11 protein-coding genes are annotated in these 12,279 nt (G+C 55.0%); 2 read left to right on the top strand and 9 right to left on the bottom strand.

The genetic code is table 11. From position 1 onward, the window contains the following. Positions 1–31: 31 nt before the first annotated feature. The gene (locus tag ACFPOF_RS18860; protein WP_378135426.1) at positions 32–400 is read right to left on the bottom strand and encodes a GNAT family N-acetyltransferase; all 369 of its coding nucleotides are present in this window, start codon (positions 398–400) and stop codon (positions 32–34) included. A gap of 152 nt (positions 401–552) precedes the next feature. On the opposite strand from ACFPOF_RS18860, the gene ACFPOF_RS18855 reads away from it, so the two are divergent. Then, complete coding sequence (locus tag ACFPOF_RS18855; RefSeq protein WP_378135424.1) at positions 553–1,965, top strand: PQQ-dependent sugar dehydrogenase; 1,413 nt, start codon at positions 553–555, stop codon at positions 1,963–1,965. Positions 1,966–2,022: 57 nt separating this feature from the next. Here the strand turns inward: ACFPOF_RS18855 and ssuD are convergent, their stop codons facing one another. From ssuD to ACFPOF_RS18815, 8 genes are read right to left on the bottom strand one after another with little or no spacing between them, the layout of a single operon-like run. Continuing rightward, positions 2,023–3,165, bottom strand: coding sequence for an FMNH2-dependent alkanesulfonate monooxygenase (gene ssuD, locus ACFPOF_RS18850; protein WP_378135422.1), 1,143 nt, complete (start codon positions 3,163–3,165; stop codon positions 2,023–2,025). A 36-nt stretch (positions 3,166–3,201) separates the two neighbouring features. Further along, complete coding sequence (locus ACFPOF_RS18845; RefSeq protein ID WP_378135421.1) at positions 3,202–4,668, bottom strand: 4-hydroxyphenylacetate 3-hydroxylase family protein; 1,467 nt, start codon at positions 4,666–4,668, stop codon at positions 3,202–3,204. Positions 4,669–4,698: 30 nt separating this feature from the next. After that, positions 4,699–6,063, bottom strand: a complete 1,365-nt coding sequence (locus ACFPOF_RS18840) for an LLM class flavin-dependent oxidoreductase (RefSeq protein WP_378135419.1) — start codon at positions 6,061–6,063, stop codon at positions 4,699–4,701. Then, the gene (locus tag ACFPOF_RS18835; protein WP_378135417.1) at positions 6,056–7,456 is read right to left on the bottom strand and encodes an LLM class flavin-dependent oxidoreductase; all 1,401 of its coding nucleotides are present in this window, start codon (positions 7,454–7,456) and stop codon (positions 6,056–6,058) included. Before ACFPOF_RS18835 ends, ACFPOF_RS18840 begins: the two co-directional genes overlap by 8 nt. Then, on the bottom strand, positions 7,453–8,577 hold the full coding sequence (locus tag ACFPOF_RS18830; RefSeq protein ID WP_378135415.1) for an acyl-CoA dehydrogenase family protein: 1,125 nt from the start codon (positions 8,575–8,577) through the stop codon (positions 7,453–7,455). The genes ACFPOF_RS18835 and ACFPOF_RS18830 overlap by 4 nt, the downstream gene beginning before the upstream one ends. A gap of 19 nt (positions 8,578–8,596) precedes the next feature. Beyond that, on the bottom strand, positions 8,597–9,643 hold the full coding sequence (locus ACFPOF_RS18825; protein WP_378135413.1) for an ABC transporter substrate-binding protein: 1,047 nt from the start codon (positions 9,641–9,643) through the stop codon (positions 8,597–8,599). Between the two features lie 45 nt (positions 9,644–9,688). After that, positions 9,689–10,489 (bottom strand): ABC transporter permease, encoded by an 801-nt coding sequence (locus tag ACFPOF_RS18820; protein WP_378135411.1) that lies wholly within the window; start codon positions 10,487–10,489, stop codon positions 9,689–9,691. A gap of 24 nt (positions 10,490–10,513) precedes the next feature. Continuing rightward, on the bottom strand, positions 10,514–11,266 hold the full coding sequence (locus ACFPOF_RS18815) for an ABC transporter ATP-binding protein (RefSeq protein ID WP_378135409.1): 753 nt from the start codon (positions 11,264–11,266) through the stop codon (positions 10,514–10,516). 291 nt (positions 11,267–11,557) lie between these two features. On the opposite strand from ACFPOF_RS18815, the gene ACFPOF_RS18810 reads away from it, so the two are divergent. Beyond that, positions 11,558–12,148: a transposase gene (locus ACFPOF_RS18810; protein ID WP_378135407.1), complete on the top strand. Its 591-nt coding sequence runs from the start codon at positions 11,558–11,560 to the stop codon at positions 12,146–12,148. Positions 12,149–12,279 lie beyond the last annotated feature (131 nt).

The following is a 12,279-nucleotide window of genomic DNA, read 5'->3' as shown; positions in this document are numbered from 1 at the left end:
AAAGGGCCGGCTTCAATTCGCCGGCCCTCTTCTAATATGAAAGAAGCATCAACGTTTCTCCCCGATCGTCATGACCAATCGCTTCGAAACCGTATTTTGCGTACAACGCGTGCCCCCTGAAATTGCTCTTATGCGTCGTAAGCAGTATGCCTCCCTTGCCGGAGGCATCCGCTTGGATAATCGCGTGTCCTATCATTCTTTTTCCCAGTCCCATGCCCTGATAGTCATCCGCGACGGAAATTCCGATCCAGGGAATCTTGCGATTCCAGCTCCAAAACCAGACCGTGCTGACGAGCCGCGACTGCAAGCCACCATTCGAACGTTCAATCGCCACATAACGCTTGAAGTTCGGGTGGTCGGATTCATCCCGGGCGATTCGCAGCGCTTCAACTGCCAACACTTCCTTTTCTCTGCCAATTCTACTCCTAGTGTACTCTGTTAGATGCCTCGTGATCGATAGATTTTTTGGAGTTGGGAACTCGGTAAGGTACTAATAGAACGGACAACTTCATATTCCTAAAAAAGATTACGATAACCGGGAGGATTATTTCGGTGAACAAAGTTAAGGTCGGTCTACGTCCTATTGTCAATAAATTAAATATGCCTATTGTTATAAAAACAACGATCCTGCCGGGCGATTCCATCGAAAGCTTATTTATTGCTACCCAGGTCGGAGAGATCTTTTGCATTAGAAACGGAGCTATAGGGACATTTTTGGATATTCGCCAACGAATCCTGAAGCTCGGCGCCTCTAGCGGCGGATACGATGAAAGAGGACTCATAGGATTAGCTTTCCATCCCGGATTTTACTATAACGGTCTGTTTTATCTCCATTACTCGGTAGCCGGAACCCAAGGTCCGGTTGCTTTTTCCGAGTCTTTTAAGCCAAACCCGTGCGATACCGGAACGTTAAATTTAAAGTGGACCGATAGAGACACGCGATATGATCATATTGATACCGTTGAAGAATGGATGCTGCAAGCGAATGGTCAACCTCATAAACGGCGAACTTTACTTAATATCAGAAGGCCCTTCTTAAATCATAATGGTATCAATAGCTTAAACTTTTCGCCTGAAACCGGAAAACTTGTTTTGACGACCGGAGATGGCGGCTCGGCCTTCGACCCGTTTAATTTAAGCCAGAACGATATGGAAATCGCCGGTAAAATCATTGAAATCGATGTGCGCATGAATACATCTATCGATAATCCGCCCGTAGTCACGCGTTTTAACGAGCTTCCCGCGCCTATTCAGGAAACGCTTACGGTCATTGCCAAAGGCGTTCGCAATATACCGGGCATCTCCTATCAAAGAATTAATCATGCTTATATCAAATACGTCGGCATCGTCGGACAGGACCTGGTCGAATCGATTTTCTCATTCGTTCATCCTAAACCCATGCCGGTTACCCGGTTGGTTCAAAGTTCAATGACGGGGTCTGAGCCTAGCCTGGAAGGATTCATTAACTTTGGCTGGCGAGGGTGGGAAGGCGCTTTACCTACTTCGATCATCAGGGGCTGCCCTACAGATTCGACTTTGAGCGATAAAACGATTGCGTATTATGCCGATGCCGTAAAAACTACCGCTCTGCGTCTTCAGCCTATGACGAGTTATTTTCATGAGGATTCCCGACCCGGCAAGTTTGGAGGAACCGCGCTTACGGGCGTCCAAGCCTACATGGGAACTGAAATCCCGGGTTTAACGGGAAGCGTCGTGTTTACCGATTTGGCTCGGAGTGAATCCAAGCCTCCGGTTAGAGGCGTTTTAGCTTATACCAAAGGAAATGCCGATTGTCGTACACGTGATTATCATGTGATTGAGACCGATTATGATTTCGGGAATCAATCCGCTTATTTTGTTAGTTTAGGAACGAATCTGAATCAAACTCGGCTATATTTAGGGGTTTATGGCTCTATGAAAGTGGCCGATTATCAGCAAGGCACGGTTTACGAAATGGTTCCGTAATGATCAAGTCCGGCATCGAAGGGTTAGAAAAGAGAGCAGCCCAGGCCGCTCTCTTCTTTACTTGACACTCTTCTTTGGCAGCTCGTTGTTCGCAATCATCTCGCCGAACGGGCTGATATACGAGCGTTGCTGCTCTTTCTCACGCTTGCCGGTCAGAGGAAGCAGCGGGAAGACGAGCTCGGCGAACCGGTAAGCCTCCTCCAGATGCGGGTAACCGGACATGATGAAAGTCTCGATTCCGAGCTCGGCATATTCGAGCATCCTAGCGGCGACCGTCTGCGGGTCGCCGACGAGGGCGGTGCCCGCTCCGCCGCGTACGAGGCCTACTCCCGCCCATAGATTCGGGCTGATCTCCAGACGATCGCGACTGCCGCCGTGCAGTTCCATCATTCGTCGCTGGCCGACGGAATCAAAGCGGCCCAGAATGTTCTGGGCTTCGGCGATCGTGTCGTCGTTCAGGTAGCTGATGAGATCGTTAGCAGCCGTCCATGCCTCCGCTTCGGTGTCGCGTACGACGGCGTGCAGCCTGATGCCAAAGCGCACAGTTCTTCCTTGCTCGGCGGCAAGCTTGCGCATGACGGCTATTTTCTCGGCTACTTGAGCCGGAGGCTCTCCCCAGCTAAGGTAAACGTCGATATGCTTCGCCGCTACCTTGTGGCCCGCATCGGAGGAGCCGCCGAAGTAGAGCGGCGGATATGGCTTCTGCACCGGCGGATAAAGCACCTTGCCTCCGTCCACGCGAATGTGTTCACCCTCGAAGATTACCTGCTCTCCCATGAGTGCTTGACGCCATATCGTCAAGAACTCGTCGGTCAGACCGTATCTTGCATCGTGGTCCAAATGCAGCCCTTCTCCCGCCAACTCCACCGCGTCTCCCCCGGTCACGACGTTCACAAGCAGCCGCCCTCCCGAGATTCGATCGAACGAGGACGCCATTCTCGCCGCGATCGTCGGGGACATGAGCCCCGGCCTTACCGCGACGAGAAATTTCAGATTGCGGGTAGAAGAGATCAGAGCGGATGCCGTAATCCAAGGATCCTCGCAGGACTTGCCGGTCGGCAGCAAAACGCCTCCGTAACCGAGCGTGTCCGCCGCACGGGCGATTTGACTCATATAATCGAAGTCAACCGCGCGCGCTCCATGGGTCGTCCCTAGGTACTTCCCGTCGCCGTGAGTCGGAATAAACCAGAATACTTCCATGTCCTCTCTTCTCCTTTCTTTATTTGACGATTCCAGCTAGGAAATTGCTCCGGACCTCTGCGTACGGGACTTCTGCAGCAGTTGCCAAACCCGGTCCGTCCATTGCGTTTTGTCCGCGCTCAGGTATTGATTCGCGAGCCCCCTTACCGGGTCTCCCGCGTAGAATCTCTCGTACAGCTCGTGACGGGATCCTAGCGGGCTGCCTATTAAATCCCAGGCTAGCTTGAATAGCTGCACCTTGCTCTCTGCATTTAGGGAAGCTCCTTCGAAGTAACGATTCAGCAGTTCGCCAATCGGCCCGCCGAATTGACTAAGACTTGAAGGCGTCTGGATGAAGCCTCCTCCGCCCACCTGCTGCATGATCTCGATCGCCCGTGGGTACAGCTTCGTGCCGAGACTTCTCGCAGTATCGATGAACGACGATTCCGGAATCCACAGCCCGGTCGCCGGATCCGCCTTTGCCTTCGTTTCGGAGGCGATGAGCAGCGCCTTCATCGTGTCGATCTGCGTAATGAGCTCGCCTAGCTTTTCCTGAATGTGAAGAAAGCCGTTTACGCCGATCGACTCGGCAATCGCGAAGGTGACGCCCGCGATGAACTCAAGCTTCGCAACGAAGCGAACGACCGTCTGATGGAACGCGAGCGTATTCGAGCTGAGATGGCTCCTCAGCTTCCATACGGCGTCCGCGTCCCCATACAGAAGCACTCGCTCCCATGGAATGAGAACCTCATCGAATAGCAGCACCGCATCCATCTCGTCGTACCTTGCGCTGAGGGGGTGATCAGCCCCCCGGTTATCGGCGAACGATTCACGGCAAACGATGTGAAGCCCCTTAGAGTTCGCAGGTACGATCAGCGCGTGAGCATGCTTGCTGTACTTGGATTCGAGCCGGTAAAACGAAAAGATAAGGAAGTCGTGCGTATAAGGCGCTCCAGTCGCGATCATCTTGGCCCCGCTCACAATGATGCCTTCCTCGGTCTCGCGTACGACATGAAGATATCGATCGGCAATCCGATCATCGTCCAGTCCCTTCGACCGGTCGATCTGCGGATCGAGCAGCGAAGTCGTCAAGAACGCATCCGAGTCCCGAGCGTGCTCATAATAAGCAGCAATTTTGGACTCGATGCCGCGAGCTAGCTTGCCGAGCTGCTTGCGCGAGCCGTACCACCCCGTAACGAGCGAGCGCGCGTAGTCGGATAGGCGGCTCATGACGCCGTTCGTCTCCTGCGCCCAATAATCGAAAGCTTGGCTTCGCTTAGCCAAATCCTCCTGCGAATACGGCACGAGGAACGAGCTGTGCGCATACGCCTCGCGGCCGGGAACGGCGAAACCGATATTGTCTCTTCGCTTCGGATCGTCGAGCAAATCGAACAAGCCGCCGATTGTGTCAAGCGTGCCCGAGAAAGCCGGATGCTCCGGCAGATTCTCCACCCGTTCGTCATCGATCCATACGTTCCGGCCGTCCCGCAAACTATCCAGAAACTTTTTTCCTCTGGAAGCCATCTGTCGTCATCTCTCCTTTTCCTCTTCAAGCTATCTGCGGAATGCAGCTCCTGGATGTCTCGACGGCAGGCGGTCCGAGCCCTCTCCGAACAGCTTCGCCCGCATCGTGCCCTTCGCGTACTCCGTCTTATACAGTCCGCGCTCCTGAAGAATTGGAATGACAAGGTCGATCATTTCCTTCAACGTCCCCGGCGTCATGAGATGGGCCAGATTGAAGCCGTCAATGCCCGTGTTCTCCATCCAGCCTTGCATCTGATCCGCCACTTCCTCCGCGGAGCCGAACAACAGCGGGCTTCTTCCGCCGATCTTCGCGTTCTCGTCGATAATCTCGCCTACGTTCATTCGTTTCTCGGACATCGTCGTATATCTCGCTACCGCGGCCTGACCGGCATCGGAAGCGTAATATTCCAAATAATCGGAGCGGTCGTAGCGCGCCAGGTCGATTCCGCTGAAGCCGCCGTAAAGCGCCTGAGGCCCATCCACGCTGCGGATCGCCGAGTATTCCGCGAATTTCTCTTCCGCCTCGGCATGCGTTCGGCCGATAATCGCGTTCGCCGCCATGAACACCTTGACGTCCTCCGGTTTGCGGCCGTAGGACACCGCGCGCGCCCGAATATCGTCCACGTAGAACTTCATACTCTCGTAATTATGGGCATCGATGAACACGCATTCCGCATGCTTCGCCGCAAAGTCGCGTCCGCGCTTCGACGTACCCGCCTGATACAACACAGGGGTGCGTTGAAGAGACGGCTCGCTCAAGTGAGGTCCCGGAATGTTGTAAAACTTGCCGACATGGTTGATCTCGTGCACTTTGGATGGATCCGTATAAATGCCTCGTTCGGCATCCCGGATGACCGCATCGTCCTCCCAGCTCGCCTCCCAAAGCTTATAGACCACTTCCATGTATTCGTCCGCCACCTCGTAGCGGTCGTCGTGCTTCACCACCCGATCGAGCCCGAAGTTCAAGGCCGCGCTAGGCAGAAAAGAAGTGACGATATTCCAGCCAATTCGGCCGTTTGTCAAATGATCAAGTGTCGTCATCCGTCTGGCATGGGCGTACGGCGGCTCGTACGTGGTCGGAACGGTGACGGCGAAGCTGAGGTGTTTTGTCGCATAGGCCATCGTAGGAATAATAAGCGACGGATCGTTAACCGGCGCCTGAATGCCGTCGCGAAGCGCCGCGTCGCGGCTGCCTCGGAAAATATCATAGAAGCCCAGAACGTCCGCAAGAAACAGCGCTTCGAACATGCCCCGCTCCAGCAACTGCGCAAGCTCGACCCAATAATTCAGGTCCTTGTAACGGTACCTCTCATTCTCCGGATGCTTCCACAGCCCATGGGCGCTGTGCATCGCGCAGTTCATATCGAAAGCGTTCAATAAAATTTGCTTACCCATCGTCGTGTCCCCTCGCTTCGTAACGGTAGCCTGCGCCAGGATGGCGGTCCGGAAGCCGTCTCGTGCCCGAGCCGAATAGTTTCTCCCGCATTGTTCCCGGCGCGTACTCCGTCTTATAGACGCCTCTCTCCTGAAGGATCGGGATGACGAGATCGACCACGTCCTTCAGGCTCGAAGGCGTCACTAGGTGCCCCAGGTTAAAACCGTCGATTCCCGTCTTCTCCACCCATTCCTGCATCTGATCGGCAACCTGTTCGGCCGACCCTGTCATCACGACCGCTCTTCCGCCGATTTTCTTCACCTGTTCGATGACCTCGCCGTAGGTATACGGCTTCTCCGCCATCGTCGTGAAGCGGGCCATCACGGTCTGTCCGTGATCGGTGCGCCGATAGCCGAGAATGTCTTCCGGCGCTCCTTTGGACAGATCGACTCCGGTGTAGCCGCCGTAGATCGCTTGAGGTCCTTCCTCGCTGCTCATTCGGGTCAGCTCTCTGAACTTTTCCTCCGCTTCCTCCGGCGTTCGGCCGACCACGGTGCTCAGCGCCATGAACACTTTGACGTCATCCGGCCTTCGCCCGTTGGCCACGGCTTGGGCGCGTATCTCGTCTACGTAAAATTTCATGCTCTCGAACGAGTGTCCGTCGATGAACACGCATTCCGCATGCCTCGCTGCGAACGCTCTTCCCCTTCCGGATGCCCCGGCCTGATAGAGCACGGGAGTCCGCTGAGGCGACGGCTCGCTCAAATGGGGGCCGATCACCTTGTAATGCTTGCCCTCGTGGTTAATCTCGTGAACCTTCGCCGGATCGGTATAGATGCCGCGGGCGGCGTCGCGAAGGACGGCCTCGTCCTCCCAACTGCCTTCCCACAGCTTGTAGACGACTTCCATATATTCATCCGCGATGTCGTAACGCTCGTCGTGTTCGATCATCCGGTCTAGCCCGAAGTTGCGGGCAGCGCTCGGCAAGAAGGAGGTGACGACATTCCATCCGATCCGGCCTTTAGTAAGATGGTCGAGCGTTGTCATACGCCGCGCGTGGGAATACGGATGCTCGTACGTTGTCGGAACCGTCACCGCGAAGCAGAGGTGCTCCGTCGCATATGCCATCGTCGGAATAAGAAGCGACGGATCATTGATCGGCGCTTGGATCGCATCCCTTAGCGCGGCGTCGCGGCTGCCCCGATAAATATCATAAAAGCCGAACACGTCTGCGAGGAACAACGCATCGAACTTGCCGCGCTCGAGAAGGCGGGCAAGCTCGACCCAGTAACCGAGATCTTTGTACCGGTAACGTTCGTTCTCCGGATGCTTCCACAAGCCGTGGGCGTTATGCATGGCCGCGTTGATGTCGAAGGCGTTGAGCCTGATCTCCTTCTTAGGCACCTCGCTCATTCCGTATCTCTCACGTTCAACTCATACTGCCCGACGAAAATATGGCACAGCTCGCTGGAGTACGCCATCAAGCCGCCGGCATGGGAATCCCGCAGATGCCGCTCGAACGGCAGCGCCTTCGTATAGGCCAGCCCGCCTCCAACGCGAACGCCCAACTCCGCTATGTCCTTGGCAATCTGGTTCGCCAAAATTTTCGCTTCCATCCCGACGACATTCGTCTCCACGGAGCCTTGATCCGCCAGCCCTAACAGATGCTCGGCCAGAAGCTTCGCGGCCGTAAGCCTTGCGTGGACGGCCGCCGTCTCGAACTGGATCCATTGCGCGTGCGACAGCGGCTTGCCAGTGGCCCCGAGCTTCTTTCGCTGCACAAGATCCTTCAGTGCATCGTAAGCCGATTGGGCGATTCCAAGCGACAGCCACGGAAGACCAAGGCCGATCAGATTTTGGCGCCCTTCAGAGCCCCGTCCCAGCCGGAACTCTTTCTTGAGCCGGGCGCCGTGGAAGTCGATAAGCTGGCTTCGCGTTCCGCGCATGCCGAGCGCGTCCCAGATGTCATGGATCTCGAGAGTGTCGTCTCGCTCGACTCCGAAAAACGCCGGAGCGCCGTCGATGCTTACGTTGATCAGGAAGTAGTCTGCGAGCTCGGCTCCCGACACGAAGCGCTTGGCGCCCTCTAGCTTCCAATCGCCATTGTCCAGCCTTTCCGCTTCCTGGACAGGGTTCAGGAACAGGTTGCCTGACGATGGCTCGCTGAGCGCATTCGCAAAGCGCTTGCCCGACTTGAAATCTCTCAAATACTTGGCGGACGTCTCGGGAGAGGAAAGCTCGATCAATGTCTCAGCCGCTGCGGTGTTCATCAGCCAGATGCAAGCCGTAGCCGGGCACCCGCGGGCGATCTCGAATACGATTCGTCCGAAGGTCTTGAACGAGATGCCCGCCCCTCCCTTCTCGACCGGCAGAATGGCGAGATCCAAGCCGGAATCGAACAGCCGCCGAAGGTTCTCCTTCGGCAGCGCTGCCTCCCGATCCGTCTGCGCCGCTGTTTTGGCGAATTCCTTCGACAGCTCCGACGCCGTGTCGATCCAAATCTGATCCTTCAAAGAGTTAGCAAGAATGCTCATCGTACAATACCCCCGTTCATTACTTAGGCAGGAACTCGGTTGTGAACGCTTCTTTCACATCGACGTCCTTTTTCAGAAGACCGACCTCGAGAAGTTGCTTCTTGTTCTCTTCCCAACGAGCCTCCTTCATGATGCCCCAGCCTTCCGTGAGCGCGTCTCCGACATAGATGAACGGCTTGTATGCTTTCGCTTGCTCGTTCATCGCCGCTACCGGCAGGTCTTTGTTGTCCTGATGAATTCGCTCGTTGACTTCCTCGGCATGGTCGAAGTAGTACTCCCAGCCTTTCTTAACCGCCCGCAGATAAGCTTTGACGACTTCCGGATTCTCTTTAATGAAAGATTCCGAAGCGATGACCGTGATCTCATAAGGATTGTAGCCGGATTCGGACAGCAGCAGCGCTTCCGCTTCGACGCCTTGCTCCTTGAGCGTAATCGGCTCCGAAGTCGAGAATCCGTGCAAGAGCGACTTCTCGTCCGCCAAGAAACGTACGAGCGTGCCGTCGGTAACTTGTTCCTTGAGCTGCAGGTTGTATTTCTTCTTCACATATTCGTAAGCCGGAACGCCAGGCACGAAAAACGCGGTGCGGCCGTTCAGATCTTCGAATGATTTGATATTCTGGCCCTTGTGGTAAATGAGCGCTTGCGGGGAGCTCTGCAGCACGCCTGCGACAGCGACGATCGGCAAGCCTTCTTCGCGGTTTTGCAGCACCGTGTCCGCCTTCGCGAAGCCGAAGTCCGCCTTGCCGGTGGCGACGATCTGACGTCCGTTCACCTTCGGTCCGCCCGACTTGATCTCAACGTCGAGCCCTTCCTCCGCGAAGTACCCCTTCACGAGCGCGGCGTAATCGCCGCCGTACTCCGGTTCGGCAAACCAGCCAAGTTGGACCGTGACCTTGCGAAGCTCCTTGGAGGGTTCGGGGGAGGCAACGGATGCGGACGGGCTGGCGGAAGCTCCTTCTGAAGGCGAGCTTGAGCCATTCGAGTTATTGTTGTTCTGGCCGCAGCCCGAGAGCATAAGGGCAAATAGCGATGCGGCGGCGATTAGATTCAATCTTTTCATAGACATGGTCGAGTCATTCCTCTCATATTTAGGGATTAACGTTCCTAACGTTTAGTCGTTTTCGCTGCGCATCTCGGATTCATGCCAAGAGCCCAGCCACCTGCGGGACAAAAAGTTAACGAATTGATAAAAAGCAATTCCGAGAATGGACGCCGCCAGTCCGCAAGCGAACAGGTAAGGAGTCTGAATGCGCATCGCAGCGTAAGTAATCGCATAGCCGAGACCGCCTTGGCCCCCGCCGACGCCCGCCACGTACTCTCCGACGATCGCTCCGATCACGCAGAGGGAACAGGAGATTTTCAAGCCCCCGACGATATAAGGCAGCGCCGCGGGGATCCGCAATCTCCACATTGTCTGCCACTTGGTAGCGTTAAAGAGAACGTACAGATTCTTCAGGTTCTTGTCCGTCGAGTTGAGGCCGATCAGCGTGTTCGACAGCATCGGGAAGAAGCCGATAAGGAACGCGACGATCACGATGGAACGGATTCCCGCCCCGAACCAGATGACGATGATAGGCGCGACCGCCACGATCGGAATCGTCTGAAGCACGATTGCGTAAGGATAGATGCTTCTCTCAATGAGCTTGGAGCTGGCGAGCAGGATAGCTCCGAGCACGCCGCCGACGACCGAGAACAGGAAGCCGAGGATCGTCTCGATCAGCGTCGTGGACACCGAGCCGAGCAGCCGAGACCAATTGTCGGCCGCGGCCGAGACGATATCCGAAGGCTTCGGGAGCAGATAAGCCGGAAGCTCGGCGATAGAGACGGCTGCTTGCCAGATTCCGATAAACAGCACGAAAGCGACGAGCGGCGGTCCTGTCCGATAAACCAGGCGATGAATTGATCGATTCATGATGCGCTTGTTGGCACCTCCTGTCTAATGCTTAAGCGATTCGTTTACGAGACCCACGAAGCGGCTGAATTCCGTACTGCTGCGGAACTGTTCTCCCCGGGGATACGGAACGTCGACTACGATCTCGCGCGAGATTCGCCCGGGTCTCGGCGTCATGACCAGAATGCGATTGGACAGATACACTGCTTCGAACGCGTTGTGGGTGACGAAGAGTACCGTCATTCCCTTATTTTTCTGCCATATGGCCAAAAGCTCTTCTTGAAGGGTCTGTCTCGTAATCTCGTCCAGCGCTCCGAACGGCTCATCCATCAACAGAATGCGCGGCTTGGCGATGAGCGCTCTCGCGATCGATACCCTCATTCGCATGCCTCCCGACAATTGCCGGGGCAACGCATTCGAGTAGTCCTTCAGCCCGACCAGCTCCAACACGCGCTCGGCTTCCTCCTCCTGTTGCTTGCGAGGAACCTTCCGTAACTTCAGCGGTAACGTTACGTTGTCTCGTACTGAAGCCCACGGCATCAACGTCGCCTCTTGAAACACGAACGAGATCGCATTGTCCCTTCTGGCTTGCTCAGTCGACCCGCCAAGAATCTCGATCTCCCCTGCCGTCTGCTTCGAGAGGCCTGCCACCATCTGGAAGATCGTCGATTTCCCGCAACCGGAAGGACCGACGAACGAGATCATTTCTCCTTCTCCCACCTCCAGGTTTGCGTCCTGAACGGCGACAGTATCGTTGGGATAAACTTTACTCACGCCGTTCAATCGAAGAACTTGCACCTGTCCCGCCCCTTTACGCAATAATCGCTAAAAAAAACAAAAACCGCCAAAACGTCCCCCGTCGACGGGCGATGTTTCTAGCGGCACTTCCAGTTTAACTGGTCAGCATCCTATGTCGCGAAGCCTTGCGAGCCCCGTTGGATATTCCACATCTTAATGCACACAATTCCAACCTGTCAAGTTGGAATTAATGTTGAATTTCTAGAATTCATCCTCTAGAATAAAGACAAGTAGTCCGCTGAGACATCTCGATAAACACCAAATTTGGACATCCAAAGGGACGATTTAAGTATGGCTAAGACCCAAAGAAGGCGGTTTACACCGAAACAGAAAGCTCATATCGTCTGCAGGCTTCTGGGGGAAGACGCAACAGTCGCGCAAGTGTCCGAGGAGTTCGGTATAAATCCGATCCTGCTCCAAAGGTGGAAGAACTATGCCCTGTCCAACCTCTCCAAGCTATACGAGAGGGATTCCAAAGAGACCGAGAAGCTGAAGGCCTCCTACGAGCAGCGTATCGACGAGATGCAGGAGGAACTGGATAAGCTGAACCTTCAACTCGATTGGCTAAAGAAAGTAACTGCCATGAGCGTACCGAAGGAAAATCGCAGCGATCTCGTACGCCGAGATCAACGGGGCCTCCCGATCCGTACGCAGACCGAACTGCTCGGACTAAGCCGCTCAACGCTTTACTATCGTTTACGCCACCCTTCCACCGAAGTCGTTACCGTGCGCCCGATGAAGCACGCACTTACGAACGACATTAATCCCGCCATCCTTCCCGCCGGATTAAACACGGAGCAGATGAAACAATTCGCAGAGCTCGACCTCCCGAAACTTAAACTTCAAAAGGGCTGGATGGACGTGTTCGGCGGGTTCCATTGAAACTTATTTTTCGGTAATGAGTGTTCAACTCTTCGAAGCGGGATTAGCAGATAAGATCAGCCGCTTTTATCGATTCTCAGAATTCTTATAAAAAAATAGATTCACAAAGGATGCTTCTCCTCATGATGAAG

It is taken from the genome of Cohnella soli, assembly GCF_042655525.1.
GTDB lineage: Bacteria > Bacillota > Bacilli > Paenibacillales > Paenibacillaceae > Cohnella > Cohnella soli.
The sequence above is the reverse complement of the archived record's forward strand: the minus strand, read 5'-3'. Positions and strand labels throughout refer to the sequence as shown.

What these genes read in the sequence shown, in the direction of transcription:
- ssuD (WP_378135422.1), bottom strand. Translation starts at nt 3,165, where the DNA reads ATGGAAGTATTCTGGTTTATTCCGACTCACGGCGACGGGAAGTACCTA.
- ACFPOF_RS18830 (WP_378135415.1), bottom strand. Translation starts at nt 8,577, where the DNA reads ATGAGCATTCTTGCTAACTCTTTGAAGGATCAGATTTGGATCGACACG.
- ACFPOF_RS18820 (WP_378135411.1), bottom strand. Translation starts at nt 10,489, where the DNA reads ATGAATCGATCAATTCATCGCCTGGTTTATCGGACAGGACCGCCGCTC.
- ACFPOF_RS18810 (WP_378135407.1), top strand. Translation starts at nt 11,558, where the DNA reads ATGGCTAAGACCCAAAGAAGGCGGTTTACACCGAAACAGAAAGCTCAT.
- ACFPOF_RS18835 (WP_378135417.1), bottom strand. Translation starts at nt 7,456, where the DNA reads ATGAGCGAGGTGCCTAAGAAGGAGATCAGGCTCAACGCCTTCGACATC.
- ACFPOF_RS18845 (WP_378135421.1), bottom strand. Translation starts at nt 4,668, where the DNA reads ATGGCTTCCAGAGGAAAAAAGTTTCTGGATAGTTTGCGGGACGGCCGG.
- ACFPOF_RS18840 (WP_378135419.1), bottom strand. Translation starts at nt 6,063, where the DNA reads ATGGGTAAGCAAATTTTATTGAACGCTTTCGATATGAACTGCGCGATG.
- ACFPOF_RS18825 (WP_378135413.1), bottom strand. Translation starts at nt 9,643, where the DNA reads ATGTCTATGAAAAGATTGAATCTAATCGCCGCCGCATCGCTATTTGCC.